This window comes from Microbulbifer agarilyticus (assembly GCF_019800665.1).
GTDB classification, from domain to species: Bacteria; Pseudomonadota; Gammaproteobacteria; order Pseudomonadales; family Cellvibrionaceae; genus Microbulbifer; species Microbulbifer agarilyticus_C.
Window position 1 is genome coordinate 732,013 of the sequence record NZ_JAHVKO010000004.1, and the last position, 26,579, is coordinate 758,591.

A 26,579-nucleotide genomic window follows, 5' to 3' on the forward strand; every position below is an offset into this window, starting at 1 on the left:
TTCTCTTCAAAATTCAGCGCATTCTACTAGAACGTGGCAATAGAGCGGTGGTGCTTTCAGGGTAGGAGGGGAAAGACTGAAGGGGAAGCGCCGGGGGGCGGTTTTCAAAAGCGTCGGCGACAGGACGTCGCCGCCGCAGCGCCCAGGGATGGGTTCATAGCGGTTTTGAAAACCGATCCCCGGTGCTTTCCCGCCCCGGAGGTACTTCAGAGTGAAATACCTTCGGGGCGGGCGGAGAAGTCACAGGGCTTATTCGAGCCCCAGCTTCTTCTCTAGATAGTGAATGTTCACCCCACCCTTGGCAAATTCCGCATCCCGAACCAGGTCTTCCTGCAAAGGAATGTTGGTTTTGATACCGGTGATGATGGTTTCGCTGAGGGCGACACGCATCCGCGCCAGTGCGGTTTCACGGTCTTCCGCGTGGGTGATGATCTTGGCGATCATGGAATCGTAGTTGGGCGGTACCGAGTAGCCCGCGTACAGGTGGGAGTCCACACGTACACCCAAACCACCGGGTGCGTGGAAGTTTTCCACTTTGCCCGGGCTCGGGAAGAAGGTCTTCGGGTCTTCCGCGTTAATACGACATTCGAACGAGTGGCCAGTGATCTTGATGTCTTCCTGTTTAAAGGAGAGCTTCTCACCCGCACATACGCGGATCTGCTCTTTAATCAGGTCAACGCCAGTGACCATTTCCGATACCGGATGCTCAACCTGAATACGGGTGTTCATCTCGATGAAGTAGAAACGCTCGTCTTCGTATAGGAACTCGAAAGTGCCGGCACCGCGGTAGCCGATATCGATACACGCCTGAATACAGGAATCCTGCACTTCCTTGCGTACCGCATCCGGAATGCCGGGCGCTGGTGCCTCTTCCAGAACCTTCTGGTGGCGACGCTGCAGTGAGCAGTCGCGATCACCAAAATGTACGGCGCTGCCCTGTCCGTCGGACATTACCTGAATCTCCACGTGACGCGGATTCTGCAGGAATTTTTCCATGTAGACGGTGCTGTCGCCAAACGCGGCAGCGGCTTCGGACTTGGTTACCGCAATGGAATTTACCAGTGCGCCTTCGCTGTGCACCACGCGCATACCGCGGCCACCACCACCGGCAGCCGCCTTGATGATGACCGGGAAACCGATCTTGCGTGCGATTTCCAGGCAGCGTTCACCGTCGTCCGGCAGCGGGCCGTCAGAACCGGGTACCGTGGGCACGCCAGCTTTCTTCATGGCGGCGATTGCGGAAACCTTGTCACCCATCAGGCGAATTACGTCCGCATCCGGTCCAATAAAGGTAAAGCCGCTTTTCTGTACCTGCTCAGCGAAATCCGCATTCTCTGCGAGGAAGCCGTAACCCGGGTGCACCGCCACCGAATCGGTGATTTCCATCGCCGCGATGATCGCGGGGATATTCAGGTAGCTCTGGGGGGATGGGTTGGGGCCGATGCATACGGCTTCATCTGCCAGGCGCACGTGCATGAGGTCGCGATCGACCTGCGAGTGTACCGCTACCGTGGCGATGCCCATTTCTTTACAGGCGCGCAGCACCCGCAGGGCAATCTCGCCGCGGTTGGCAATCAAAATTTTTTCAAACATGCGTAAACGCCCCCGCTCAGGAAATGACGACGAGCGGCTGGTCGAACTCTACCGGTTGGCCGTCCTCTACCAGGATTGCCTCGATGGTGCCCGCCTTGTCTGCTTCGATCTGGTTCATCATTTTCATGGCTTCAACGATGCAGATGACGTCGCCGACTTTTACCTGCTGGCCAACCTTCACGAACGCATCGGCGCCTGGGCTGGAGGCTGCATAGAAGGTGCCAACCATTGGCGACTTAACCGGGTGGCCAGTCAGTGCGGGAACAGCTTCTTCTGCTGGCGCGGCTGGTGCTGCAGCCGGGGCAGGCGCGGCCGGCGCTTGCGGTGCAGCGGCCATCGGCATGGCCATTTGCGGCATCTGAATCGCAGCGCCACTGGGGCCACGGCTGATGCGCACAGACTCTTCACCTTCTTTAATCTCCAGCTCGCCGATGTCGGACTCTTCGAGCAGTTCGATCAGTTTCTTGATTTTGCGGATATCCATAACAGTTCACTCTTGATCTTGTGTATACCGGTTCCCCGACGCGCAGACGGGGAATGAAAATCTTGATTAGCCCAGTTGTTTGAGCGCAGCTCCCACGGCAAGGGTGTAGCTATCGGCGCCGAACCCACAAATCACGCCCTTCGCCAAATCGGACAGATAGGAGTGGTGGCGGAATGTCTCGCGGGCGTGGGGGTTTGACAGGTGTACCTCGATAAACGGAATGGCTACACCGGCCAGGGCATCGCGCAGCGCCACACTGGTGTGGGTAAAGGCTGCGGGATTGATCACGATGAAGTCGACCTTGTCGGCAAACGCCTGGTGGATACGCTCCACCAGCACTCCTTCATGGTTGCTTTGCAGGCTGTCGAACGCACAGCCGGCCGCCGCACACTGCGCGCTGGCAGCTTCATTTATCTGGGAAAGGGTCGTGGAGCCGTAGATCTCTGGCTCGCGGGTGCCCAGCAGGTTCAGATTGGGGCCGTGTAGCAAAAGCAGTTTAGCCATTCTGTGCCTCGGTAAAGCGCGCAAAGTTGTGACTAAAATCGGGAAAAAGTCATGGAAGTTCCCGGAAAAACCGCGTCACAAGGGGTGTTTGGCAAATTTCGCTTGGAGTTTGCCGCAAAAGTGACCCCCTGTCCATGCCTCAAATGGCGAAAAAGAGACGTTGCGCGCAGTTCGCCGAAGTTAGCTACCTAATTGCCGTAGTTTTTTATGAAAGGGTGGCGTTTTCGCCAGCGTGAATGGCCACAATGGCATTTTGGCCGGAAAGCGGGGTTCAGTTCTGTGGCAGCGGTTATAGCGAGGAAAATGACGGCGAGGTTGCCGGTGGCGTCGCCACCGGCAGTGGGGAGTTATCGGGTGGTGGATTCTGCGAGGCGCTCTTCGCTCACCGCGCTGTGCATGGCCGTGAGCAAACCGTCGCGGGTCAGGATTTGCGGCAGAATCTGTGGTTCACCGCCGCCCTCCGGAAATAGCAGGTACAGCGGCACGCTGGAGCGACCATAGCGTGCGAGCAACTCCGTGATTTGCGGGTCCTGGTTGGTCCAGTCTCCTTTCAGGGCAGTAATGCCGAGATCCTCTACCGCCGCGGTAATGCGGTCGCTGGACAGTACGACCTTTTCATTGGCCAGGCAGGTAATGCACCAGGCCGCGGTCATGTTGATCAGCACCGGGCGGCCTTCACTGCGCGCAGCGGCAAGGGCTTCCGGAGAGTAGGTCTGCCAGTAATCGCTTTTGTTCGCCTGAGACGGCTGGCCAGCATTGCTGTCCAGGTTAGGCAGTACCCAAATAGCGCCGGCAACCGCGATCATTGCGGTGCTGGTCCGCAGCCAGGTTTTGCCAGTGGTAGCCGGGCGTGGCCACAGCCACAGGGCGAAGGCGATGGCAACCGCACCGGCCAGAACCAGGGCAACCCCGTCACTGCCGCTCTGGCGGCCCAGTACCCATAACAGCCACACTGCGGTCAGATACATGGGGAAGGCCAGCAGTTGCTTGAGCGTTTCCATCCAGGGGCCGGGGCGCGGCAGGCGTTGGGCCAGTGCGGGGATATAGGTAAGCAGCAGGAAGGGCGCCGCCATGCCGAAGCCGAGGGCGGCGAATACCGCCAGTGCCACTGGCGCGGGTTGGGTCACGGCAAAGCCTAGCGCCGACCCCATCATGGGCGCGGTGCACGGGCTGGCCACTACGGTAGCCAGAGCGCCGGTGGAGAAGGAGCCACTGAGACCTTTGCTTTCACTGTTGGCGCCGAGACCCATCAGGCGGCCGCCGAACTCGGTCAGTCCGGACAGGCTGAGGCCCATGGCGAAAAACAGGTAGGCCAGCGCCGCTACCACTACCGGCGACTGCAGCTGGAAGCCCCAGCCGACGGCCTCACCGGCGGTGCGCAGGGCCAGCATCAGAGCGGCAATCAGCAGGAAGGTTGCGACCACGCCCGCGGTGTAAGCCCAGCCATGCAGCTGTTGGCGGTCACCACTATTGGTGATGGTCAGCGCCTTAATAGACAGTACCGGGAAGACGCAGGGCATCAGGTTCAGCAGCATGCCACCACCAAAAGCCAGCGCCATCGCCAGTAACAGGTTGGAGAAAAGCGTGCTGCTGGCGCTGCCGGCGAGTGGCGCAGAGCCGCCGCTTGGCGCGCCACCGGGGCCGGAGCCCAGACCACCACTGCCTTCGGCGGGGGTAGCGGTTTTTTGCACCAGATCCAGGTCAAAATTACGTGTTTGCGGTGGATAGCACAGGCCGGCATCCGCGCAGCCCTGATAGTTCACCTGCAGGCGGGCCTGGCTGGTTCCCGCGGGCAGCGTCAGTGGGACCTCCAGCTGCCAGCGATACACTTCGGTTTCTTTTTCGAAATAGTCGTCCCAGATCACCTCGCCGCTTTCCAGTGTGAGCGGCAGTTCGGTTTTGTCTTCGCCGTTCAGCAGGTAGACCGATAGCTTGTCTCGGTACAGGTAATATTCCGGGGCGATTTGGAACAGGGCGGCGGTGTCCGTGTCATTTATTAGGACGTCGAGCTGGTAGGCTTCGTCCACCGGCAGAAAGTCGTCCTGACCACTGCTGAGCGCGGCGAACGGATTCTGCTGTTGTGCGCTTGCCGGAGCGCTCAGCAGTACGCTGCACAGCAATGCCGCCAGCAGAGCTATCGTGGCCCCCAGCTGGCTGAGTGGCGAGCGCTGCCTGTTCGACGGGTTGTGCGGATAAATTTCTCGCATGCCGGAAGTGTTCGCAGTCATCGGTAATAAAATTCTTTATAGTCGGGCCAGATTGGACTGTTATTGCAAGCCGTCGTTCCCCGGTTGCAGGGGCGGGCTCAGGTTGGATTCTGGCGTTTGCCGCAACCTGTGCACAATTGCGCTGGCAGTATAACGGTGGTGTCGGTACAAAAAAACAACAGTTGCCCCGGAGGGTGACTGCTCCAGGGAGGTGGGTATCAGAAAGTTGAAGGCGGTCACTGTTTTCGCAACCGGTGCGGTTGTGCTGCTGGCAGGGTGTGCGACGCCGCCGCCTCCGGCACCGCAAGTGGTCGTGCCACCGGCACCCACGGGCCCCAGCCCGGAAGAGGTGCGCCAGCGCACCATTCGCCACTTTCTGACGCGTGCGGAAGTGGCACAGCGCGAGGGATTTATCACCATGCCGGCCGGTGCCAGTGCCTACGATTTTTACCTGCAGGTACTGCAGCTGGATCCAGGTAATGCGCAGGCCCAGGCGGGCATCCAGACCCTGGTGATGCATCAGGTGGACCGGGCGCGGGATGCATTGCGCCGGCGATCCTTCGGGCAGGTGAATAGCCTGCTGAATACGGCGGACGAAATTGCGCCGGGCAACCCCTTGTCGGCCGAAGTGCGCGCGCAATTGCAGCGGGAGCAGCAGCGTGCCCGGCAGGATGTGACATTGGATGGTCCTGGTGCGCAGACCGTGGCACTGCCGCCGGCCGAGCTATCGGCGCGCTCCGAGGGGATGGTACAGATGCTGGCGACGACCGCCCAGCGCATCCAGCAGCATCAGTTGCGGGTGATTATTGTTGCGCGCGACGATGCGGAGGGGCGCTGGATCTACAGCCAGCTGCGCCAGGCGGTGCCGGGATACCGGGTTCGGGGTGACATAAAACTCGGCAATCCACCGCGTTTACTGTTACAAAAGAGTCGTTAAACCGCAGGTATCAGAGTGCGCGGTGGGCGTTTCGCAACCTACATCTATTGGGGGAGTCGATAATGAAAAAAAATCACGCAGTGACTGGCCTGTTGCGGGGCATTGTTCTGGTGTCTTTGTTTGCTGCTGGCGCGATACACGCAAGCGAGTCGAGCGGCCAGCGGACTGTTGAGCAACTCAGCGCTGTCGGCTACGCCCGCGAAATGCCTCCGGGTGCGCCAATGGGGGCCGCCTACCTGGCACTGCAAAATCTGTCCGCGAGTGAATATGTGCTTGAGCGCATCGAGTTACCCGCCCATCCAGAGGGTCGTGTGGAGCTGCACACCACCCTGCATGAGGGCGGCATAAGCAAGATGCGCGCTCTGGAGAAGCTAGCCTTGCCGGCGCAGGCTTCCATAGAGATGCGCCCCGGTGCCACGCATCTGATGGTCCATGGCGTGCGTTTGCAAGCTGGGGCGCAGCTGCCGGTGAAACTCGTATTTGCCGACGGCAGTAGCTACCAACTCTCGCTGCCGGTATTGGGGCTTAATGATGCATTGCCAGCGGGAATGAGCATTGAGGTGGAGCAGGAAGGTCATCATCACCATCACGGTCACCATGGGCATGGTTAACGCGTAACGGAATCCCTAACTGAAATATATCGCCGCTGTTTGCGGCCCTTACTGAAAAATGGAGCCTTTTAATGAAGACACTGCTTGCGATATTGGCAACAGGTTTTGCGGTCATGCTGGGTGGCTGTGCGCACAGCCCGGTGCAGGTTGAAATCAAGCCGCAGGTGAGCGTTGCCGCGGATAATATTGGAGCGGGTTATACCCTTTCCGCCCGTGGTGCCAATCAGCTGAGTAACGACGGCCTCGGTTCGCTGGGCGGCATCTACTCCGATTCCTCGAATGTGACCCTGGCCAATAATATTGACCGGGCGATTGCCGATGCGCTGTATCAGGGGTTTGAAGCCTGGTCATTCCGTGCCGTGGAAGGTGGCGGCGATGTGCAGGTGGTAGCGACTCTGACCGACTTGCGCTACACCAGCCCGAATAAGCTCTATACCACCAAAGTCGACTCCGGCGCGGCGATTCAGCTGCAGGTAACGGTAAAGGGCGCTACATTTTTTGGTAACTACAGCACTAGTGGCAAAGACCGCAACCTGATCAAGCCGAGCCAGGAAGAGGTGCAGAGCACCATTAACCAGCTGCTGAGCGCTACATTGCAGCGCGCGTTTGAAGATGAAAAATTAAAGTCGTTCTTGCGCCAGCACCTGTAATGGCAGGGGTTGGTTTTGCGCTGGGCTGAAAATATTTCCTAAAAGTTTGTGAATTTACACACAATTTGTAACAGGGGGTGCCCAAGGGTTACCGCGCCAGCGCGGAAATCGGTATTATTTTGAGAAGTTTGTTTTCGATCGGAAATTGTCACCGATCCGGTGTACAGTTAATTGCGTATGCAATGCATTCGTTACGGTAACTGGTTGCGCCGCTCTGAGCATCCTGGCATCTGGCCCTTTGTGCGTTGTAGCAGCGGGCCACTTGCACAGGCGATTGAACTGGATGTCCCTTGACTGAATTTGACTCTCAAAACGCCACCTTTCACGGCCAGCTCGATGCATCGACGCCTGATATGGCGCCCAGTGCACAGATGAGCCCGGCTGCCGCCGAACTGGCGCTGGCGGAAGTGGCCGATGGCGTAGTGATTACCGATCGCTATGGCCGCATCCGTTACAGCAACCCGCTGGCTGGCGAGCTGTGTGGCAGCCTTGTGGGCTTGCTGCCCGGTCAGCTTCTGTCGGAATGTCTCAGTCTTGAAGATGACCAGGGTGTGGCATTAGATCTGGCTCTGAATACCGGTGACGCTGCCGCAGAAGAGGTGCCAAGTCGTCGCGAGCTGCGCGCCAATTTGCGCAGGCAGGGGCAGCGGGGCGCGGACAGTGAGGCAGATCTGGTTGAAATCAGTGTTCAGATAAACAGCGTTAAAGACGGCATCAGCCTAGACGGTTATGTCGTGGTTCTGCGACACACGTCGGAAGCGCGGCGTATCTCTTCTCGCCTCAGCTGGCAAAGCAGTCACGATACGCTCACGCGTCTTCCCAATCGTCAGACATTTGAGCAGGCCCTGCAGCAATTACTCAATCGGGATACCGGCCCGCGCCAGCACCATATCCTGCTGTATCTCGATGTCTATCAATTTAAAGTGGTCAACGACACCCTCGGCTACAGCGCCGGCGATGCAATGCTGGTCGCCATAGCCGGCATCCTTACCCAGTGTCTGGGCAAGAACGATTTATTAGGTCGCGTAGGCAGCGATGAATTTGCTCTGTTGCTTCGCGATTGCACGCTGGAAGAAGCCAAGCGCATCGTCACGCGTCTGCGCGAGGCGGTGAACGATTTTGTATTCGAGTGGGAAACCAGTGAAACCCGCCCTGCGCTGTCCATCGGTGCGGTGAGTGTTGATGCGCATGCACCACCTTCCAGTCAGTTGCTGGCAACCGCCAACGATGCGTGTAGTGCGGCCCGGGAACAGGGGCGCAACCGGGTAAAATTCTTTGGTGATTCGCGCAAAGCGCTGGAAAAACGCCGTGAGAGCACCTGGTTGGCCGAGATCCATGCGGCGATCCGCGATGACCGTCTGATGCTTTACCGCCAGCCCGTGGTCGCGCTGCAGGAAAAAAATCGGATTCATCATTACGAAGTGCTGGTGCGTATGCGCGGGCGCGATGGCGACATCATTTCCCCGGGGCTGTTTTTACCGGCTGCGGAGCGCTACGGCATTATCGATGATGTGGATCGCTGGGTGATCCGCAAGATCTTCAAGTACATGGCGCTCGAGCAGAGCAGTGGTGCCGGCGGTTTCCACTATGCGATTAATGTCTCCGGTATCAGTCTCGGTGATGAGTACTTTGCGGATTTTGTGCTGCGTGAGCTGACGGAAGCGGGCGTTGCGCCGTCGCGGGTACAGTTTGAAATTACCGAAACCAGTGCGATCAACAACCTGGATCGTGCACTGATGTTTATTCACAAGTTGCGCGCGGCTGGCTGCAGTTTCGCACTGGATGATTTTGGCCGCGGCGCTTCCTCGCTGGCGTATTTGCGTCAGCTGCCGGTGGATTACCTGAAGATCGACGGCTCCTTTGTGCGCAATATGCTCGAAGATGAGATCGACAGTGCGATGGTGAGTACGGTGGATCACTTGGCCAAGCGCATGGGGATCAGCACCATTGCGGAATTTGCTGAAACTCCGGAGCTGCTCGAGCGGTTGCGTTTGATGGGGGTGGATTATGCGCAGGGGTTTGGTATTGCCGCTGCCGCCTGCCTGCCCGAGATTAGCGGGCCGCGTCCGACGTCTGTGGATTGATCTATCAATTTGCCGCTTGGATAGCGTTGAAGTTCTTGTGCTGGCGGCAAGGCGCCGGGCAAGGATTTTCAGGGCCGGGCCAGGCGGCCCTCTATGAATCCTTGCCCGGCGCTTTGCTTTCGCGTCTTGCTTCTTGGCTGATTAAACGCTTGCGGTTTGCTCCAGCAATTCCTTGTGCTGCTCCGCACGCAAACGCGGCCCATACTGACTCACCACCTGCGCTGCCGCCCGGCAGGCCAGTTCGCCGGCATCGGTAAAGCTCATACCGCGATTGATCCCATACAGGAAGGCGCCCGCAAACATGTCGCCGGCACCGTTGGTGTCGATGGCGTTTACCTTGGGGCTGGATACGCGGTATTCCTGTTCGCCGTCCCACAGCAGCGCGCCGTCGGCGCCCAGGGTGATGGCGAAAGCCTTGCTGTGTTTGCGCAGAGTCTGTGCGGCTTCCTGCAGGGAGTCGGTGGCGCAGTATTGCAGGGCCTCGTCTTGATTACAGAACAGCAGGTCGACGCCGCCACCGATCATTTCTTTCAGACCGTCGTGGAACAGTTGCACCATCATGGGGTCGGATAAGCTCAGAGCGGTTTTTACGCCGCTGGACTCGGCCTGTTCGCGCAGGGCAATGGCTGCGGCGCGACCAGTGGGTGACGACACCAGATAGCCTTCGATGTAGGCCCAGCGGGATTGCGCCAGTGCATCGCTGTCGAGCTCCTTGACCGACAGTTCAGCGCTGATGCCGAGATAGGTGTTCATGCTGCGCTCGGCGTCGGGGGTGATCAGAACCAGGCATTTGCCGGTGGTGCCCACGGCGGCGTTGTTCAGAACCTCCGGGTAGTTCACGCCCGCTGCGGCCAGGTTGTCGCGGTAGAAGTTGCCGTTGGCATCGTCTGCGACCTTGCAGGAGTAGAAGGTGTCGAGGCCGAAGTAGCTTGCCGCAATGATGGTGTTGGCCCCGGAGCCGCCGCAGGCGTGGCTGGCGGTGACCAGGTGGTTTTTCAAGTCGTCCACCAGCTGTTGCTGGCGTGCGTCGTCCACCAGGGTCATGACCCCTTTGTCCACGCCGAGGGTCTTCAGGTCGCTGTCGGTGACTTCAATTTCCGTGTCGAGCAGGGCGGCGCCAATGCCATAGAGTTCATACTGGTGCATGGGGTCGGGAGTCCGTGATTATTGGGCTGTGAATTTGGGAATGCGCGCATTATGGCGGCCACCCGGTCGAGTGCAAGTTTAGCGCTCGTTGAGCGCTGCGGCCGGTTCCACGGTTTGCTGACACCATGGCGCGTTGTGACTCGTTGGGTTTGACTTGTGTGCGGCCGACCTTATAAATGCCGCCTATAACAGCCTATGGTGCGGCTGGGGTCCAGTTGTGTACAAGTGCCAGTTGTGTACAAGTAAGTGTATGCAAACGAGCCCGAGTGATTAACTAGCTGCGCCGACCACACGTAGGCGCTGTTAGTGACATATTTTACGTTTCTGAGAAGTTTGAAGAGTTACCCGGATATCTATGCCAGCAACAAAACGTCGTACCCAGAAAAAGCGCGCTAACCGAAAAGAGGGGCGCCTGGGCCGTTGGATCAAGCGGCTGAGCTTGCTGGCCTTGCTCGGCGTGTTGGTGCTGGCCGGCTATATGGTGTGGCTGGACATGCAGTTGCGCGAGCGCCTCGACAGTCGCCAGTACCAGTTGCCAGCACGGGTGTTTGCGCGGCCGCTGGTCTTGCAGGAAGGCATGGTGATGCGCCCGGATGAGCTGGAGGCTGAGTTCTCTGCGCTCAACTATAAACAGGCGTCGCCTGTGGATGAGCCCGGCCAGTGGCAGCGCGAGGGCATGGAATATGTGGTGTGGCGCCGCGATTTTGTGCATGCGGACGGGCGCGAACGGGAAGCCAAGGTAAGCTTCCGCCTGCGCAATGACGAACTGACTAACTTGCGCGATGAAACTGGCGCTGCGCTGGAGGAGTTCCGCCTGGATGCGGCGCCCATCGGTACGCTGCTTGGCGGCGGTGACGACCGCACACCGGTGCGCATAACAGAAATCCCACCGTTACTGGGTGCCACGCTGATTGCTGTGGAAGACCAGGATTTCGCCCATCATTTCGGGGTTTCTCCCCGTGGTATTGCCCGCGCCATGGTGGCCAACTTGCAGGCCGGTACCGTGGTACAGGGTGGTTCAACTATTACCCAGCAGCTGGTGAAGAATATTTTCTTCGACCACAAGCCGAGCCTGTGGCGAAAATTCAACGAAGCCCTGATGGCGATCCTGATGGAGGTCCATTACGACAAGGCCTACATCCTGCAGGAATACATCAATGAGGTGTGGCTGGGTCAGCAAGGTAGCCGCGCAATTTATGGCTTTGGTCTGGCGTCGGAATTTTATTTCCACAAGCCTCTCAACCAGCTGGAGCCCCATCAAATGGCATTGCTGGTTGGTCTCGCCAAGGGCGCTTCCTACTACAACCCCTGGCGTCACCCCAAGCGCGCGCTGGAGCGCCGCAATATCGTGCTCGACGTAATGGAAGAGCAGGGGCTGATCAGTGAGCAGGATCTGCAACGGCTCAAGGCCAAGCCGTTGGAAGTGGCAACCAAAGGTGCGGCCGCGCAGAACCCCTATCCCGCATTTACCGAGCGACTGTTAGAAGAGCTGCGCCCCTACTACTCGGTGGAAGAGCTGCGCACCGCCGGCCTGCGGGTTTACACCACGCTAGCCCCCTCCGTACAGAAACTGGCAGAAGACGCGATTAGCCAGGGTGCCGACAAGCTGGAAAGTGACCGTAACATCGAGGCCGACTCGTTACAGGGCGCCACGGTAATTCTGGAAAATCACAGCGGCAATGTGCTGGCGATGGTGGGCGATCGCCGTCCCCACTATCCAGGGTTTAACCGCGCTCTGGAGGCGAACCGTCAAATTGGTTCGCTGATCAAGCCAGCCATTTATCTCACCGCACTGGAGCGCCCACACGAGTTTAATCTGGCCACTCTGATCGATGATGCACCGATTCGCGAAGTGGCGGCCGATGGTCAGGTGTGGATGCCGGCGAACTTTGATAATCGCAGCCACGGCCAGGTCCCGCTGTATGTTGCGCTGTCGCGCTCCTACAACCAGGCCACCGCGCGTCTCGGGTTAGATCTTGGCATTGAAAATGTGCGCGAAACGATTCGCCGGCTTGGTGTCGAAGCGAACTTGCCGCGGGTGCCCTCGCTGTTCCTCGGTGCGGTGGAAATGACACCCTTCGAGGTGGCGGGCATGTATCAGACCATGGCCAATGGTGGCGAACATGTGGTGCCACGCACCTTGTTAGCGGTGTCCGATGCGGAGGGTGATCAGGTGCAGCGTTTCCGCCGGAAAATGAACCGCGGTGTGGATGCGGTGCCGATTTATTTGCTGCGCTATGGACTGGAGCAGGTGATGCGCGAGGGTACCGGTAAAAGTGCCTACCGTCGCTTGCCTAACAGTGTGCCCTTTGCCGGCAAGACCGGTACCACCAACAATTATCGCGACAGCTGGTTTGCCGGTTTTAGCCCCGGAGTGACTGCGGTAGTGTGGCTTGGCCGCGACGATAATGAGCGCACCGAGCTGACCGGTGCCACCGGTGCCCTGACGATCTGGACCGATATCATGCGCAAGCTACCCCACCGTCACGGTCGCATTCAGGCGCCCCGCGGTGTCGAGTGGAAACCGGTGAATCAGAAGGGCGAATATATGGACCCGCGTCACTGTGAGGGTGGGCGCGAAATTCCGGTGTCGGTGGAGAGCCGCCTGAAGACCGATCCGCGCTGCGAGCGCCGCGGCTGGTTCCGCAACTGGTTTGATCGCGACGACGAAAATGTCGCCCCGCGGGAAGATATGAGCCCGGGCTGGGGCATTGACCCGGAGCAGCAACGCCGTGAGCAGATGCAGGAGCAGCGCGAACGGGAACGCCAATTGCGTGAGCAGTTGGAGCGCGAAGAGCAGTTCGGCCCGGAACAGTATCAGCAGATTCCACCGGATGAGGCGGAGCGTTTGCGCCGCCTTGAGGAGTCCGCGCGTTTGCAGGAGCAGCGCTACCAGGAGGAAGAGCGGCGCGCGCAGGAAGAGCGACGCCGGTTGGACGAGCGCCAACGTCGCGGCGGTGTGCCGGTGGAAGATGCGCAGCCCTGGCCGCCGCAGCAGGACGAAGATCAGTGGCCCTGACGCTGGTCGGTCAGAGCGCTTGAGTCGTTAATTAATCCTGTAACAGGCGCGCGGCCTCTTCCGCAAAATAGGTGAGTACGCCATCGGCGCCGGCGCGCTTGAATGCCAGCAGGGATTCGAGAATCACTGCGTCGCGATTCAGCCAGCCATTTTCAAACGCCGCGCAATGCATGGCGTATTCACCGCTGACCTGATAGGCAAAGGTCGGCACCTTCAGCTCGTCCTTCACCCGTCGCACCACGTCCAGATACGGCATGCCCGGCTTGACCATAATCATGTCGGCGCCTTCCGCCAGATCCAGTGCGCACTCGTGCAGTGCTTCGTCGCCATTAGCCGGGTCCATCTGGTAGCTGAACTTGTTGGCGCCCTTCAGGTTGCCGGCGGAGCCCACCGCATCGCGAAACGGCCCGTAGTAGCTGGACGCGTATTTGGCGGCGTAAGACATGATTTGCGTGTTGGCGTGGCCGTCTCGTTCCAGCGCAGCGCGTACAGCGCCGATGCGCCCGTCCATCATGTCAGATGGCGCCACCACATCGGCGCCGGCCTCCGCGTGGGACAGGGCCTGCTGTACCAGTACTTCCACGGTGTCATCGTTAACGATATAGCCCGCATCGTTCATCAGGCCGTCCTGGCCGTGGCTGGTAAACGGGTCCAGTGCCACATCGGTAATCACGCCCAGTTCCGGCGCGGCGTCCTTGAGTGCGCGCACTGCGCGCTGGGCCAAGCCATCTTTGTCGTAGGCGGCGCGCGCGTCGTCGGATTTTGCCGACGGGTCTACCACTGGGAACAGTGCCACCGCCGGGATACCGAGCTGCACCAAATCTTTGGCTTTGGCGGTGAGCAGGTCGACACTCAGCCGTTCCACGCCGGGCATGGAGGCCACTTGCTGGGTCTCGCCGCGGCCTTCGATCACGAACAGTGGCAGGATCAGGTCGTCACTGCTCAGGCGGTTTTCCCGTACCAGGCGGCGGGAAAACTCGCTGGCGCGCAGACGGCGCGGGCGGCTGTGCGGGAACTGTCCGCGGTGGGAGGTGAAGCTCATGGCAGCTCTCGCTTATTTCAGTTTGGCGAAGACGTTTTTCGCCGCGTCGATGGTGGCTTCGATATCTTCGTCGGAGTGCGCCGCGGACATGAAGCCGGCTTCATAGGAGGCCGGTGCCAGGTACACACCTTCTTCCAGCATACCGTGAAAGAAGCGGTTGAAGCGGTCGGTGTCGCACGCCATTACCTGCTGGTAGTTGGTTACCTGATCGGCGTCGGTAAAGAAGAAGCCGAACATGCTGCCGACCTTGTTGGCGGTCAGCGGAATGTCCGCCGCCTTGGCTGCGTCCAGCACGCCTTCCACCAGGCGGTCGGTCTTGGCGGTCAGTTCGTCGTAGAGGCCCGGCTCTTGAATCAGCTGCAGGGTTTCCAGTCCCGCCACCATGGCCATGGGGTTACCGGACAGGGTGCCGGCCTGATACACCGGACCCAGTGGTGCAATCTGTTCCATGATTTCGCGCTTGCCGCCGAAGGCGCCCACCGGCATGCCGCCGCCAATGACCTTGCCCAGGGTGGTGATGTCCGCGTCGATGCCGAAGTGCCCCTGGGCGCCAGTCAGGCTCACCCGGAAACCGGTCATCACTTCGTCGAGAATCAGTACCGCACCGGACTGGTCACACACTTCACGCAGGGTTTCCAGGAAGCCGGGAATTGGCGGGATGCAGTTCATGTTGCCGGCAACCGGCTCCACGATAATGCACGCGATCTGATCGCCAATTTCGGCGAAGCACTTTTTCACACCCTCAATATCGTTGTAGGTGAGGGTGATGGTGTGGTCTGCCAGCGACGCGGGCACGCCCGGGGAGGACGGTACGCCCATGGTCAGCGCGCCGGAGCCGGCTTTTACCAGCAGGGAATCGGAGTGGCCGTGGTAGCAGCCCTCGAACTTCACGATCTTGTCGCGGCCGGTGTAGCCGCGTGCCAGGCGGATGGCGCTCATGGTGGCTTCGGTACCGGAGTTTACGAAGCGCACCAGGTCCATGTTCGGCCATACACGGCACAGTTCTTCCGCAAGCTCGGTTTCCAGTTCGGTGGGTGCGCCAAAGCTCAAGCCGGATTGGGCCTGCTCCACAACCGCGTCGATCACGTCCGGGTGGGCGTGACCCAGCACCATCGGGCCCCAGGACTGCACATAGTCGATGTAGCGCTTTTCATCCGCGTCATACAGGTAGGCACCTTCGGCGCGCTCGATAAATACCGGCGTGCCGCCCACTGCGCGGAAGGCGCGCACCGGCGAGTTTACGCCGCCGGGGATGACTTTCTGGGCTTCGGCAAAGAGAGTTTCGGACTTGCTCATAGAAATACAGATACCGGGTAGGGAGCGGTGACGGGAGCACCGGGATGAAAATTTGCGCGTATTATCCGCGCCCCGGCCGCGCACCGCAAACCGCGCGAGGGTGCCGCAACAGGGTTCTATGAGCGGGTAGGGGAATGGTCAGTCTTTGCAGGCCCAGAACAGCCGGTTGGGTACCGGTCGCCCCATGCCGAGGCGTCGGCTGTCGGCAATGGCGCTCCAGGTAAATTGCTGGCTGCGGTTCACTGCTTCCAGCATATTCAAGCCATGGGCTATGTGACAGGCGATCGCCGTGGTCAGGGTCCCGCAGACACCATAGGCTGCGGGCTGCAGGCGTTTCCAGTGGAAATTACGAATCAGGCCGCGTTCGTCGTAGAGGCGATTTTCCAGTTGTTGATCTTCCGCCGGCACCCCGGTCAGCAACAGGTAACGACAGCCGCTTTCCAGCAGCTCCTGGGCCTGGGCGTCGTAGACGTCGGCCTCGCCGGCCATGGCGCGGGCTTCGCGTCTATTGGGCGCGACCAGGGTGGCAAGCGGCAGTAACAGATCACACATGGCACGCCACAGGGGCGGCGCCAGCAGGCTTTCCTTGTCTGCCAGAGTGGCATCGGGGTCGATAATCAGCGGGATATCCGGGTAGTCGCGAAGCACGCTGTGCATGGCGTGCACATTCTCGACCGAGCCGAGATAGCCGATTTTGATGGCCGCCACCGGCATGTCTTCGAGCACCGCCCGGGCCTGCTCTACCAGCAGACTGTCGTCCACCGGGGCGACGCCGGCGAGTTCGCTGGTGTCTCCCACCGTAATCGCCGATACCACCGAGGCGCAGTGGCACCCCAGGCTTGCGGCCGTTTCCGTATCCGCCGCAATACCGGCGCTGCCGCTGGGGTCGTGGTGGGTGACGGTGAGGACGACTGGCTGTTGCGTATCCATGGGCGTTAGGGAATCTTTGGCAGGTTTCCTAATTCTAGCTGCGTCACTGGTAGTGACAGTGCTGCGAGGAGGGCTCACGCGCCCCTGTGTGGGGCGCGTGCCGGAATTAAAATGGTTTTACCACCGCGAGAATCACAATCGCGATCAGCGCCAACACCGGCAACTCATTGAATACGCGGAAAAAGCGTCCACTCTTGGTGATATTGTCGGCGGCAAACTTCTTCACGAAGCTACCGCAGATGTGGTGATAGCCGATCAGCAGTACCACCAGGGTGAGCTTGGCGTGCAGCCAGCCAGCGGACTTGTAGTACTCCGGGTTGTAGGTAATCAGCCAGATGCCAAAAATCAGTGTTGCCAGCATGGAGGGGATGGCGATACCCCGATACAGACGGCGCTCCATGATTTTGAAGCGGTCCTTACTCAGCGCGTCGGTAGCATCCACGTGGTACACAAACAGGCGCGGCAGGTAAAACAGCGCAGCAAACCAGCACACCATGGCAATAATGTGAAAGGCTTTGACCCACAGCATTGAGGCTCCTTACCCCGCAGGGTTTGTTGTTGCCATTTTGGCTTATTGTTGATCAGTGTCCTATAGCGAGGCTCACTGGCGGTAATAATGTTCTATATGCTGGGGCAAGATAATACCCGCCACATCACAGTTGCGTACACCCGGACTGCCCTGATCGTAATCCCGGCCAATATACAGTGCGCCCACATCGCGCCGTTCCAGCGTTTGCTGTGCTTCGAGTAACGTTGCCCGCCAGCTAAGCGGGGCCATTTCCAGGCGCTCGCCGGGCAGGCGCAACAGATCGATCTTTTCTTCTTCTGTGGGCTTTTGCTCTTTGTCTTCCGGCTCTTTCTGCGGGCGCTGGAGAAAATGCGCCAGGTCAGCGGTGCGCAACGCCACCGCACTGTCGTCGGTGTCGACCAGCAGCCAGGCGGGCTTCTGGTCGATCAGGCGCTGGGCCTGTGCCTGGTCCAGTAATTGTGGGGCTACCGCGATGGCCCGCTCCATTGCGCCTGCCACCCCTACCCGGCTCAGCATTTGCGCGCGCCAGCTGGGGGTACCGCTTTTGCCGAGGGCGCGCAGCGATTCCTGATAAATCCCGTCGGTGGAAAACAGTTGGCGGCTTACCAGGCAGGCAACCACGATGGATAGCATGGCGGGGAATAGCACGTTGGCGTTGTAGGTCAGCTCGAGAATGGCCAGCAATGCCGCCAGCGGCGCATTCAGCATGGCGGCCATCATCGCGGCCATGCCCACCATCGCGTAGAGGCCCGGGCTGGCAGTGGCCTCACCCAGCAGAAGGTTCGCCAGGTGGCCGGCAGCACCACCGATGCAGGCGCCGAGAATCAGGCTGGGGCCAATAACCCCGCCGGGGATGCCGAGCCCGATTGCCAGGGATGTGGCAGTGAGCTTTGCCAGCACAATGATGGTCAGGGCGGCAACGCCGATTTGCCCGAGCATGGCCAGTTCCATGGTGTCGTACCCGGTGCCGAGCACCTCGGGAATCCAGATGGCCAGTAGCCCGGTGGCCGCGCCGGCAACGGTGAAACGCAGCAGGGGCGAGTATTTTTGCTGGAGGGGCACCAGTGTGCGCTGGCTGATGATAAACAGCGAGGCGAGTGCGCCAATTGCCAGGGCGCAGGCAAACAGAATGGGCAGCTCTGCCAGCGATTGCAGTTGCGACGGAGGCACGTTGAACATGGTTTGGTGCCCAAACGCCAGGCGTGTGGCCGCGCTGCCGCTCACCGCCGCGATCATTACCGGCAGGAAGCCCGCTACCGTGTATTCCAGCATCACCACTTCCATGGCGAAAATTACCCCGGCCAGGGGGGTGTTGAAGGACGCCGCAATAGCCGCAGCAACCCCGCACGCGAGCAGGGTGCGTCGGGCGTTATTGGGCAGGCGCAGGCGCTGAGCCACCCAGCTGCCGGTGGCGGCCCCCAGGTGAACGGAAGGACCTTCGCGGCCAATGGACTGGCCACTGAGCAGCGCCAGGGCGCCGCCAAAGAACTGCAGAATCGCGTTTTTGGTGGGCATCTTGCCCTGGTGGTTGTGCAGTCGGTCCAGCACGTGGACCACGCCAACCGGGCGCCCGGAGGGTGCGATCCAGTGGAATATCAGCCCGAGAATCATCGCGCCGACTAATGGCAGCATGAAGCGCCACTCGGGAGAGAGGGACTCGAAGTCCTCCAGTTTCGGCAGGTACAGGATGGCTGGGCCTTCGCTGAGTTGCCGGAACGCGATAATCACCAGCCCGGCGCAAATACCGATAACCAGCGCCAGGAGTACCAGCGTAGAGAGTGCTTGCTGTGCGGAAAGTTCGAGTTGCAGGCGGTCGAGAAACTGCGGCCTGCGCAGGCGAGAAAGAGCCGATGCAAAGCGAGATGGGAGTTTCGACTGCGTTCTGCGCCGCACGGTTAATCCTTTAATCTGAGTGGCTTATGGTAGAGTGCACGGCTCATTATACAGGGGACATGGCCCGTCAGTAGGGCGCCCCGCAAAGGATAGAGACCAGCAGGCAGTAAAAAGGAGCAAGATCGTGAGTGTCATCAAGGCGGCAATCGTAGGTGGAACAGGTTATACCGGCGTGGAGTTGCTGCGCCTGTTGGCTGACCACAGCGGCGTAGAGGTGAGCGCGATTACCTCCCGTGCCGAGGCGGGCACCGCGGTGGCGGAACTCTTTCCCAGTCTGCGTGGTCACTACGATTTGAAATTTACCGCGCCAGACGTGGATACCCTGGCGGCATGCGATGTGGTGTTTTTTGCCACGCCGCACGGGGTCGCCCAGGCACAGGTGCCGGCGCTGATTGCACGCGGTGTGCGGGTAATCGACCTGTCTGCGGATTTCCGCATACAGGACATCGCCACCTGGGAAGACTGGTACGGCCAGCCGCACGGGTGCCCGGAGCTGGTTCCGCAGGCGGTATACGGCCTGCCCGAGGTCAATCGAGATCAGATTGCCGGCGCCCAGCTGATTGCCTGCCCGGGCTGCTACCCGACCGCGGTGCAACTGGGTTTGCTGCCGCTGCTGGAAGCCGGGCTGGTCGAGCCCGCCGGGCTTATCGCCAACGCCGCCAGTGGCGCCAGTGGTGCCGGTCGCCAGGGCAAGACGGACCTGCTGTTTGCGGAGAACAATGATACCTTCCGCGCCTATGCGGCCGGTGGGCATCGTCACCTGCCAGAGATCGAGCAGGGACTTGGTCGCGCTGCCGGTGGCCCGGTAGAGCTGACGTTTGTGCCGCACCTGCTGCCGATGGTGCGCGGCATCCACGCGACCCTGTATGCCAAATTGAAGGATCCCGCCGCGGCAGCCAGCGCACAGGAAGCGCTGCAGCAGCAGTTCGAGCAGCGCTATGCAGCGGAGCCCTTTGTGGATGTGATGCCGGCGGGCAGTCATCCGCAGACCCGCAGTGTGAAGGGCACGAATATGTGCCGGCTGTCGGTAATGCGTCCCCAGGGCCGCGATACGGTGGTGGTGCTCTCGACCATCGACAACCTGGCCAAGGGCGCGTCTGCGCAGGCAATCCAGAACATGAACATCATGTTTGGCTTAAATGAGAACCAGGGGCTGGAGAGCCCGGCACTGCTGCCTTAGAATCGGCAGCAGTGGCACAATAGAAAAATACACGACACGGCTACAACACGAATCAATCCCATGGCGCGCAAAGTTAAAGGCAGCAAGCAGTACCGAATGAAAGTGGTGCCCCACCGGCCCATCCTGCACGGGGTATTTTCCGCCCTGGGGGTGAGTCTGCTGGTGCTGTCCACGAGTGCCGGTGCTTTCTTTGCCGGTCAATACCAGATCAGCAAAAGCCTGGATGAGAAGTCTCGTGCCCACGCCCGCGCGCTGGACGAGGTCGATCACCTGCGTGCGCAGATCGAGACCCTGCGCATCCGCGCCACCACTGCCGAGCAGTCCGTGACTATTGGCGAGCAGGCCAGCCAATCGGTGCGTTCCGCGCTGGTAAGCAAGGACAACCAGATCGCCGAACTGCGCCAGGAGATCGCCTTCTATCGAGGAATCATGGCGCCGGCCGAGGGCGGCGAAGGCGTCTCCATTGGCCGCTTCAGTATCTCTGAGGCGGGCGACCGGCGTTATCAGTACAAGCTCCTGGTCCAGCAGTCTGCGGCACGTCATCAGGTAGTGACCGGAGCCGTGCGCTTTACTATTGTTGGACAGACGGATGGCGAGGCCCGCCGCTATGCATTGGCGGACCTGTCGCAGCAGGTGGAAAGCGAATCTATTCCGCTGCGATTCAAGTATTTTCAGAATATCGAGGGAGAGCTGCAGTTGCCGGAAGGCTTCGTGCCGGAAGGTGTAGAACTGTCGCTCAAATCCAGTAAGCGCAAAGGGTTCAATATTGATCAGCGCTATGGCTGGCTGGTGCAGCAGAGCTGATTTGCTGAGTGCGCACATGGCGCGTTTGGAGCGACCAGACTCCATCCAATTCATGAGGTTCGGTTGAATTATGTTGAAAAAGAAAGAGAAAACTATGGCTAGCACTGGCGGCAACAGCACCACCCTGATTGCGAAACACACCGAAGTAACCGGCGACCTGCATTTTCGCGGCAACCTGGTGGTCGAAGGTACCGTAAAGGGAAATATCAGCGCCCACAGTGACAGCGATGCGCGTCTGCAAGTGGTTGACGGTGGCACCATCGAAGGTGAAATCCGCGTTCCCAATGTCGTGGTAAACGGCAATGTGAAAGGCGATGTGCACGCCAGTGGCCACCTGGAGCTGGCCTCCAAGGCGATGGTTGAAGGTAATGTGCACTACAAACTGATCGAGATGGTAAAAGGCGCCCAGGTAAACGGCTCGCTGGTATCCAATGTGGACATGGATACTGCCAGCGAACCGCGTATGCTTGGCTTCAGCGCTGACGAGACGGTCACCGACGCAGACTAATCCGCCAACTCGGCTGGTGAAACCCGGCAAATGGGGTAATACTTGACCCATTTGCTGGGTTTTATTCATAATGCGCCCAGTCAGAGCGCCCACATAGGGTTGGGGCTGCAAACTGTGTCGAGTAAATTCTATGTCTGAAGCTGTTTCCTTTTCTCCCGAACCTATCCAGGTGACCGAACAGGCCGTTGCCAAGGTGAAGGGGTTGCTGGAAGAGGAAGGTAACCCGGAGCTGAAGCTGCGGGTTTTCGTCACCGGTGGTGGCTGCTCAGGGTTCCAGTACGGGTTTACCTTCGATGAGCTGGTGGCCGAAGACGACGCGGTAGTGGAAAAAGACGGTATTCAGGTGTTGGTGGATGCCATGAGCTATCCGTATCTGGTTGGCGCTAGTGTCGACTACGAAGAGGGACTGTCTGGTTCGCGCTTTGTGGTACAGAATCCGAACGCATCCTCTACCTGTGGTTGCGGTTCTTCCTTCTCAATCTGATCGCTGATCCGCGTATCAGGTCCCTTCCCGCCACTCAGGCGGGAAAGATCCCTCCAAGTACGGTTTCCCTGCTTGCTCCGGTCACTGCCGGGCAATTGCCATTCAGCCCGAGAATGGTCTGGCGTGCCAGCCACGCAAAACCGACGCCTTCGACCCAATCTGCATCGATCCCGTAATGATCTGTGGGGGCCACCGTCCACGTAGGCAGGCGTCTGCGCAGGCGTTCCATCAGGTCGCCATTGCGCGCGCCACCCCCGCATACCAGCAGCTCACCGCCACGGGCAAACTCGTGCACGCCATTGGCGATGGTGGCCGCGGTGACCTCGGCCAAGGTTGCCTGCACATCCACCGGGGTCAATTCGAGTCCGGCACAGGCCATTTCCAGCCAGTTGGGGTTGAAGGCCTCGCGCCCGGTGCTTTTGGGCGCCGGCGCGGCAAAGAAGGGGTCGTTCAGTAAGCGGTTGAGTAACTCCGGGTGCGGGTTGCCGCTGGCGCCCCAGGCACCATCGGCATCGTAGGTCTTACCGCGATGCAGCTTGACCCAGTAATCCAGCAGCGCGTTGCCCGGGCCGGTATCGTAGCCGCGCACACCGCCATCGGCGGCCAGCTCGGTGATATTCGCCATACCGCCAATATTCACCACCGCACGGTCGCGGTCGGCGCGGAATACCGCGTTGTGGAACGCCGGCATCAGTGGTGCACCCTGGCCGCCTAGGGCCATATCCCGGCGGCGGAAATCGGCCACGGTGGTGATGCCGGTTTCCGCAGCAATGGTATTGGGGTCACCGAGCTGCAGGGAGAATGGGGTCGACACGGAGCCCGGCGGGCGGTGGCGCACGGTTTGGCCGTGGCTGCCAATGGCGCGCACTTGCTGCGGCTGTACATCCGCCTGGCGCAGCACTGCAAGGGTCGCGGCGGCAAATTCCTGGCCCAGCTGGCGGTCCAGTTGCCCGGAGCGGTCCAACTCGGAGGGGCCGGGCGCGCACAGCGCGAGGATGGCTTCGCGCATTTCCGTGGAAATGGGATGGCCAATCGCCGCGCGGGTTTTGCAGTGTAATTGGGTGCCAGTGGGGGAGCTTGATTCAGAAAATTCGACCAGCACCGCGTCGATACTGTCGACGCTGGTGCCAGACATCAGGCCAATATAGAGGTCCGTCATTCAGTTTACGGAGTCCTTCTCTTCGTTATTTTGGGCAAGGGCGGGTTGTTCAAAGCGTTGCAGCTGGGCTAGCAGCGGTTGGGTCTGGGCCAGGAAGCGGTCCATTTCCGAACTGGCCACGGCCTTGGCCTTCGGCAGCTTGCGCACAATAGTTGCAGGGTTGCGGTGGCGACCATCTACCAGGAATTCGTAATGCAGGTGCGGGCCGGTGGCATAGCCGGTGGAGCCTACGGTGCCGATAACCTGGCGCTGCTTGACCCGCTGGCCGCGTTTCACATGGCGCTTGTGCAGGTGCAGGTAGCGGGTGATATAGCGCTCGCCGTGCTGGATAAACACGTAGTTGCCATTGCCCTTGGTGTAGCCGGCCTTGATCACGCGGCCATCACCGGCGGAATATACCGGCGTGCCCCGCGGTGCAGCGTAATCGGTGCCATTGTGCGGGCGACGCGTCTTGAAGATCGGGTGCAGGCGGCGCGGGTTGAAGTGCGAGCTGATGCGGCCGATGTCCACCGGGGTACGGATGAACGCCTTGCGCATGCTCTTGCCGTCGGGTGTGTAGTAATTTACGTCGCCGTTGCGGTCTATGTAGCGCACCGCGCTGAAGGTCTTACCCTGGTTGGTAAAGGACACCGCCTGAATGGCGCCGTTGCCAATCTTCTCGCCGTCGATGAACTCTTCATCGAAAACCACGCTGAACTTGTCGCCCTTGCGAATATCCAGTGCGAAGTCGATGTCCGAGCCGAAGATGTCGGCCATCTCCATGATCAGGTTGTTGCTGAGGCCGGCCTTGCTGCCGTCCACAAACAGGGAACTGTTGATTTCCGCCTGGCGAAACGCGGTATAGCGTTCCGCTTCGCGGGTGTGCAGGGCGTACTTGTACTCGTCGGAGCTGTCGCGGCTGAATTCCACCTTGCTGAGACGATCCCGGTGTAGCTCGAGGGTCTGCAGGCTGCCTTCACCGTCAATCTGGAAGGTGAGTTCCTCGCCCGGTACCAGTTTGGCCAGCTGCTTCGCTTCTTTGCCGCTCGACAGCAGCTGGTACATTTCCGCGCTGCTGACACCGGCGCGCTGGAACAGGTCAGACAGGGTGTCGCCGTTGCGCACCGTCTCCTGTACCACGCGCAAGCCTTCCATGACGCTGGTGCTGCCCACCGCCTCTTTTTCGAGCTCCGGCGTGGATTGTTTGGTCGATACTTCCGCCTGGCTCAGGGTTACCGGCAGTGCCGTGCGCTTCGCCTCCACTTCCGGGGGCGAAATAAACAGCACGAGGGCGAGGGCGAAACTCGCCGCGCCGGCGGCAACGGCGTGGGTGCGCGGGAAGTGCTTGCCCATAGCGCCGATCAGGCGCTCGTTTTTGCGTCGATTTTGCATGGTTCTATATAGAAGTAGCGCTGACAGTGGTATTTGTTGGGTTCGGGTCAGACGTGAAGCGTTGCGCCGCAGGCCTGTGATCGTCTAAAAAACGAACACCAGGGCGACTTTATAACAAAATTTACGCCGTCGTTCACGGGGTAATTGACCTGTCTAATCAAGATTCAGTTCCTCCATGCGGTCATTAAAGGCTTCCGAACGGCAATGGGCCCCACCTTTGCACTCCACCGGGTACCCTCTTACCGCATAACCGCCTCAAGCTTGTATTTGCCGCTGGATTCGGTACATTTGCAGCCCAATTTTTGGCCGCCGAAACCCTCTTTGGCGGCTTACTGAGACATCTGATTTTACCGCAAGGGGATACCATGGCCGGAGTGGACGCGACACTACTGGAAGATCTCACGCGCCGCGGGCTGGTCAATCAGGCCACCGGTGACGGCGAACTCGAACTGCATCTGGCAGAGCAGAGTCGCACTCTATATTGTGGTTTCGATCCAACGGCGGATTCCCTTCATATAGGCAGTTTAGTCCCGCTGCTGACCCTCAAGAGGTTTCAGGCGGCAGGTCACCGGCCGATTGCACTGGTTGGCGGCGCAACCGGCCTGATTGGCGACCCTTCCTTCAAAGCGCAGGAGCGCTCGCTGAATACCCCGGACGTGGTCTCCAGCTGGGTCGAAAAAATCAAAGCCCAGGTCAGTGCTTTTGTCGATTTCGAATCCGGTGACAACGCGGCATTGGTCGCCAACAACCTGGACTGGACCAAAGACCTGAATGTGCTCGATTTCCTGCGCGATGTCGGCAAGCACTTCTCGGTAAACAATATGGTGAACAAAGAATCCGTGAAGCAACGGATTCAGCGCGAGGGCGAAGGTATCTCATTCACCGAGTTCGCCTATATCCTCCTTCAGTCCATGGACTTCTCCGAACTGTACAAGCGCCACGAGTGCACTCTGCAAATCGGTGGCTCGGACCAGTGGGGCAATATCACCGGCGGTGTCGACCTCACCCGTCGCCAGCACCGCGGCAAAGTATTTGGTTTGACCCTGCCGCTGGTCACCAAGGCCGACGGCACCAAGTTCGGCAAGACCGAGAGCGGCACCATCTGGCTCGACCCCAAGCGCACCTCTCCATATGCCTTCTATCAGTTCTGGCTGAATACCGCCGATGCGGATGTGTACAAATTCCTGAAGTACTTCACCTTCCTGAGTGTCGATGCCATTGATGCGCTGGAGAAAGAAGATGCTGAGCGCGCCGGTCGCCCGGAAGCACAGGGTGTGCTCGCCAAAGAAGTGACTCGTCTGGTACACGGTGATGAAGGCCTTTCTGCAGCCGAGCGTATTTCTCAGGCGCTGTTCTCCGGCGGTATTGAAGACTTGTCCGAAGGCGATCTGGAGCAGCTGCGTCTCGACGGCCTGCCCAGTTCCGAGCTGCCGGCCGACTTCGGTGAGCAAAGCCTGATTCAATTGCTGGTGGATGCAGGCATGGCACCTTCCGGTAAGCCAGTAAAAGACGCACTTGGTCGCAGTGCCGTACTGGTAAATGGTGAAGGCATTGGCATGGACAGTAATGGCGACCCAGCGTCTGTGTTTGTCGTCGAGCGTGCTCTGCACAACAAGTACTTTATTGTTCGACTGGGTAAGAAGAAGTACCACTTGTTTTACCGCGCGAATTAATCGCTAGTTGATCGCTAAATGAACGAAAACTGCCGGGAAAAATCTTTTTTGCAGTTTTGTCATAAAAGTACTTGCGTACCCCCCGGCAGATTCGTATAGTTCGCGCCCTCGCTGCTGCAGCGGCAACGCAAAGCGCGGCGGGGAAGCTAAGTAAGCTTTTGATTTTCAAAGATTTTTCTTCGAAAACATTTTCAAAAAAGACTTGCTTCAGCGGATCGGGTGTGTAGAATACGCGCCCACAGTGATGGCCAAGCGCTGCACTGAGTTGTTTAAAAATTCGATCAAGCAATATGTGTGGGTGCTTGCGGAGCGACGGATCGATACATCTGCCCCAATCCTTTATGGAGAGGGCCAGAAAAAGATTTATCGGAAGCAAGTAACTCATGTCAATGAATTACGTTCAGCCAATTTGATTGGTTGAGTCAGCATTCCGAGCAAGACTTAAGTCTGTTGGGAACCAAATTCCGGTTCCGTG

Annotated in this window: 23 protein-coding genes; 10 read left to right on the forward strand and 13 right to left on the reverse strand. The window is 59.5% G+C overall.

Annotated elements, in window-relative coordinates:
- Positions 1 to 249: 249 nt before the first annotated feature.
- The 4 genes from accC to KUV22_RS12615 form a co-directional block, all read right to left on the reverse strand.
- Positions 250 to 1,593 carry an acetyl-CoA carboxylase biotin carboxylase subunit gene (accC, locus tag KUV22_RS12600; RefSeq protein ID WP_222231583.1) on the reverse strand — a complete coding sequence of 448 codons (1,344 nt, stop codon included), beginning with the start codon at positions 1,591 to 1,593 and terminating at the stop codon, positions 250 to 252.
- A 16-nt stretch (positions 1,594 to 1,609) separates the two neighbouring features.
- Positions 1,610 to 2,077 (reverse strand): acetyl-CoA carboxylase biotin carboxyl carrier protein, encoded by a 468-nt coding sequence (gene accB, locus KUV22_RS12605; protein ID WP_222231585.1) that lies wholly within the window; start codon positions 2,075 to 2,077, stop codon positions 1,610 to 1,612.
- A gap of 66 nt (positions 2,078 to 2,143) precedes the next feature.
- Complete coding sequence (aroQ, locus tag KUV22_RS12610; RefSeq protein ID WP_222231587.1) at positions 2,144 to 2,581, reverse strand: type II 3-dehydroquinate dehydratase; 438 nt, start codon at positions 2,579 to 2,581, stop codon at positions 2,144 to 2,146.
- A gap of 347 nt (positions 2,582 to 2,928) precedes the next feature.
- Positions 2,929 to 4,809: a protein-disulfide reductase DsbD family protein gene (locus tag KUV22_RS12615; protein ID WP_222231589.1), complete on the reverse strand. Its 1,881-nt coding sequence runs from the start codon at positions 4,807 to 4,809 to the stop codon at positions 2,929 to 2,931.
- 205 nt (positions 4,810 to 5,014) lie between these two features.
- Here KUV22_RS12615 and KUV22_RS12620 point away from each other — a divergent pair, with 205 nt between their 5' ends.
- The 4 genes from KUV22_RS12620 (at position 5,015) to KUV22_RS12635 (ending at position 9,070) form a co-directional block, all read left to right on the forward strand.
- A complete protein-coding gene (locus KUV22_RS12620) occupies positions 5,015 to 5,725 on the forward strand; it encodes an N-acetylglucosaminyltransferase (protein ID WP_222231591.1) in 711 nt (236 codons plus the stop codon).
- A 62-nt stretch (positions 5,726 to 5,787) separates the two neighbouring features.
- Entirely contained in the window at positions 5,788 to 6,336 is a 549-nt protein-coding gene (locus KUV22_RS12625) for a copper chaperone PCu(A)C (protein ID WP_222231593.1), read from the forward strand.
- Between the two features lie 71 nt (positions 6,337 to 6,407).
- Positions 6,408 to 6,986 (forward strand): YajG family lipoprotein, encoded by a 579-nt coding sequence (locus KUV22_RS12630; RefSeq protein ID WP_222231594.1) that lies wholly within the window; start codon positions 6,408 to 6,410, stop codon positions 6,984 to 6,986.
- A 290-nt stretch (positions 6,987 to 7,276) separates the two neighbouring features.
- The gene (locus tag KUV22_RS12635; protein ID WP_222231596.1) at positions 7,277 to 9,070 is read left to right on the forward strand and encodes a putative bifunctional diguanylate cyclase/phosphodiesterase; all 1,794 of its coding nucleotides are present in this window, start codon (positions 7,277 to 7,279) and stop codon (positions 9,068 to 9,070) included.
- 141 nt (positions 9,071 to 9,211) lie between these two features.
- Here the strand turns inward: KUV22_RS12635 and KUV22_RS12640 are convergent, their stop codons facing one another.
- Positions 9,212 to 10,216 carry an adenosine kinase gene (locus KUV22_RS12640; protein WP_222231598.1) on the reverse strand — a complete coding sequence of 335 codons (1,005 nt, stop codon included), beginning with the start codon at positions 10,214 to 10,216 and terminating at the stop codon, positions 9,212 to 9,214.
- 355 nt (positions 10,217 to 10,571) lie between these two features.
- On the opposite strand from KUV22_RS12640, the gene mrcB reads away from it, so the two are divergent.
- A complete protein-coding gene (mrcB, locus tag KUV22_RS12645; RefSeq protein ID WP_222231600.1) occupies positions 10,572 to 13,235 on the forward strand; it encodes a penicillin-binding protein 1B in 2,664 nt (887 codons plus the stop codon).
- A 31-nt stretch (positions 13,236 to 13,266) separates the two neighbouring features.
- Here mrcB and hemB read toward each other — a convergent pair whose 3' ends face one another.
- From hemB to KUV22_RS12670, 5 genes are all read right to left on the reverse strand, one after another.
- Positions 13,267 to 14,277, reverse strand: coding sequence for a porphobilinogen synthase (hemB, locus tag KUV22_RS12650; RefSeq protein WP_222231602.1), 1,011 nt, complete (start codon positions 14,275 to 14,277; stop codon positions 13,267 to 13,269).
- Between the two features lie 12 nt (positions 14,278 to 14,289).
- Positions 14,290 to 15,573 carry a glutamate-1-semialdehyde 2,1-aminomutase gene (gene hemL / locus KUV22_RS12655; RefSeq protein ID WP_222231603.1) on the reverse strand — a complete coding sequence of 428 codons (1,284 nt, stop codon included), beginning with the start codon at positions 15,571 to 15,573 and terminating at the stop codon, positions 14,290 to 14,292.
- A 138-nt stretch (positions 15,574 to 15,711) separates the two neighbouring features.
- Positions 15,712 to 16,503, reverse strand: a complete 792-nt coding sequence (gene thiD / locus KUV22_RS12660; RefSeq protein ID WP_222231605.1) for a bifunctional hydroxymethylpyrimidine kinase/phosphomethylpyrimidine kinase — start codon at positions 16,501 to 16,503, stop codon at positions 15,712 to 15,714.
- Between the two features lie 106 nt (positions 16,504 to 16,609).
- Positions 16,610 to 17,032: a protoporphyrinogen oxidase HemJ gene (gene hemJ / locus KUV22_RS12665; protein ID WP_222231607.1), complete on the reverse strand. Its 423-nt coding sequence runs from the start codon at positions 17,030 to 17,032 to the stop codon at positions 16,610 to 16,612.
- Between the two features lie 72 nt (positions 17,033 to 17,104).
- The gene (locus KUV22_RS12670) at positions 17,105 to 18,925 is read right to left on the reverse strand and encodes a chloride channel protein (protein ID WP_222231609.1); all 1,821 of its coding nucleotides are present in this window, start codon (positions 18,923 to 18,925) and stop codon (positions 17,105 to 17,107) included.
- A 124-nt stretch (positions 18,926 to 19,049) separates the two neighbouring features.
- On the opposite strand from KUV22_RS12670, the gene argC reads away from it, so the two are divergent.
- From argC to erpA, 4 genes are all read left to right on the forward strand, one after another.
- Complete coding sequence (gene argC / locus KUV22_RS12675; protein WP_222231610.1) at positions 19,050 to 20,105, forward strand: N-acetyl-gamma-glutamyl-phosphate reductase; 1,056 nt, start codon at positions 19,050 to 19,052, stop codon at positions 20,103 to 20,105.
- A gap of 60 nt (positions 20,106 to 20,165) precedes the next feature.
- On the forward strand, positions 20,166 to 20,909 hold the full coding sequence (locus KUV22_RS12680; protein ID WP_222231612.1) for a DUF6776 family protein: 744 nt from the start codon (positions 20,166 to 20,168) through the stop codon (positions 20,907 to 20,909).
- A 94-nt stretch (positions 20,910 to 21,003) separates the two neighbouring features.
- Entirely contained in the window at positions 21,004 to 21,417 is a 414-nt protein-coding gene (locus tag KUV22_RS12685; protein ID WP_224868627.1) for a bactofilin family protein, read from the forward strand.
- Positions 21,418 to 21,547: 130 nt separating this feature from the next.
- Positions 21,548 to 21,901, forward strand: a complete 354-nt coding sequence (erpA, locus tag KUV22_RS12690) for an iron-sulfur cluster insertion protein ErpA (protein ID WP_010132281.1) — start codon at positions 21,548 to 21,550, stop codon at positions 21,899 to 21,901.
- A 34-nt stretch (positions 21,902 to 21,935) separates the two neighbouring features.
- On the opposite strand, the gene KUV22_RS12695 is transcribed toward erpA, so the two are convergent.
- Positions 21,936 to 23,060, reverse strand: coding sequence for an anhydro-N-acetylmuramic acid kinase (locus KUV22_RS12695; protein WP_222231616.1), 1,125 nt, complete (start codon positions 23,058 to 23,060; stop codon positions 21,936 to 21,938).
- Positions 23,061 to 24,431 (reverse strand): peptidoglycan DD-metalloendopeptidase family protein, encoded by a 1,371-nt coding sequence (locus tag KUV22_RS12700; protein ID WP_222231618.1) that lies wholly within the window; start codon positions 24,429 to 24,431, stop codon positions 23,061 to 23,063.
- 365 nt (positions 24,432 to 24,796) lie between these two features.
- Here KUV22_RS12700 and tyrS point away from each other — a divergent pair, with 365 nt between their 5' ends.
- Complete coding sequence (tyrS, locus tag KUV22_RS12705; RefSeq protein WP_222231620.1) at positions 24,797 to 26,104, forward strand: tyrosine--tRNA ligase; 1,308 nt, start codon at positions 24,797 to 24,799, stop codon at positions 26,102 to 26,104.
- Here tyrS and KUV22_RS12710 read toward each other — a convergent pair.
- Complete coding sequence (locus tag KUV22_RS12710) at positions 26,052 to 26,489, reverse strand: hypothetical protein (RefSeq protein WP_222231621.1); 438 nt, start codon at positions 26,487 to 26,489, stop codon at positions 26,052 to 26,054. The two genes, tyrS and KUV22_RS12710, sit on opposite strands and share 53 nt — an antisense overlap.
- Between the last annotated feature and the right edge of the window lie 90 nt (positions 26,490 to 26,579).

Coding starts and splice junctions, on each gene's coding strand:
- accC (WP_222231583.1), bottom strand. CDS start 1,593: ATGTTTGAAAAAATTTTGATTGCCAACCGCGGCGAGATTGCCCTGCGG.
- accB (WP_222231585.1), bottom strand. CDS start 2,077: ATGGATATCCGCAAAATCAAGAAACTGATCGAACTGCTCGAAGAGTCC.
- aroQ (WP_222231587.1), bottom strand. CDS start 2,581: ATGGCTAAACTGCTTTTGCTACACGGCCCCAATCTGAACCTGCTGGGC.
- KUV22_RS12615 (WP_222231589.1), bottom strand. CDS start 4,809: ATGACTGCGAACACTTCCGGCATGCGAGAAATTTATCCGCACAACCCG.
- KUV22_RS12625 (WP_222231593.1), top strand. CDS start 5,788: ATGAAAAAAAATCACGCAGTGACTGGCCTGTTGCGGGGCATTGTTCTG.
- KUV22_RS12630 (WP_222231594.1), top strand. CDS start 6,408: ATGAAGACACTGCTTGCGATATTGGCAACAGGTTTTGCGGTCATGCTG.
- KUV22_RS12640 (WP_222231598.1), bottom strand. CDS start 10,216: ATGCACCAGTATGAACTCTATGGCATTGGCGCCGCCCTGCTCGACACG.
- mrcB (WP_222231600.1), top strand. CDS start 10,572: ATGCCAGCAACAAAACGTCGTACCCAGAAAAAGCGCGCTAACCGAAAA.
- hemB (WP_222231602.1), bottom strand. CDS start 14,277: ATGAGCTTCACCTCCCACCGCGGACAGTTCCCGCACAGCCGCCCGCGC.
- hemL (WP_222231603.1), bottom strand. CDS start 15,573: ATGAGCAAGTCCGAAACTCTCTTTGCCGAAGCCCAGAAAGTCATCCCC.
- thiD (WP_222231605.1), bottom strand. CDS start 16,503: ATGGATACGCAACAGCCAGTCGTCCTCACCGTCACCCACCACGACCCC.
- hemJ (WP_222231607.1), bottom strand. CDS start 17,032: ATGCTGTGGGTCAAAGCCTTTCACATTATTGCCATGGTGTGCTGGTTT.
- KUV22_RS12680 (WP_222231612.1), top strand. CDS start 20,166: ATGGCGCGCAAAGTTAAAGGCAGCAAGCAGTACCGAATGAAAGTGGTG.
- KUV22_RS12685 (WP_224868627.1), top strand. CDS start 21,004: ATGGCTAGCACTGGCGGCAACAGCACCACCCTGATTGCGAAACACACC.
- erpA (WP_010132281.1), top strand. CDS start 21,548: ATGTCTGAAGCTGTTTCCTTTTCTCCCGAACCTATCCAGGTGACCGAA.
- KUV22_RS12695 (WP_222231616.1), bottom strand. CDS start 23,060: ATGACGGACCTCTATATTGGCCTGATGTCTGGCACCAGCGTCGACAGT.
- KUV22_RS12700 (WP_222231618.1), bottom strand. CDS start 24,431: ATGCAAAATCGACGCAAAAACGAGCGCCTGATCGGCGCTATGGGCAAG.
- tyrS (WP_222231620.1), top strand. CDS start 24,797: ATGGCCGGAGTGGACGCGACACTACTGGAAGATCTCACGCGCCGCGGG.
- KUV22_RS12710 (WP_222231621.1), bottom strand. CDS start 26,489: ATGAGTTACTTGCTTCCGATAAATCTTTTTCTGGCCCTCTCCATAAAG.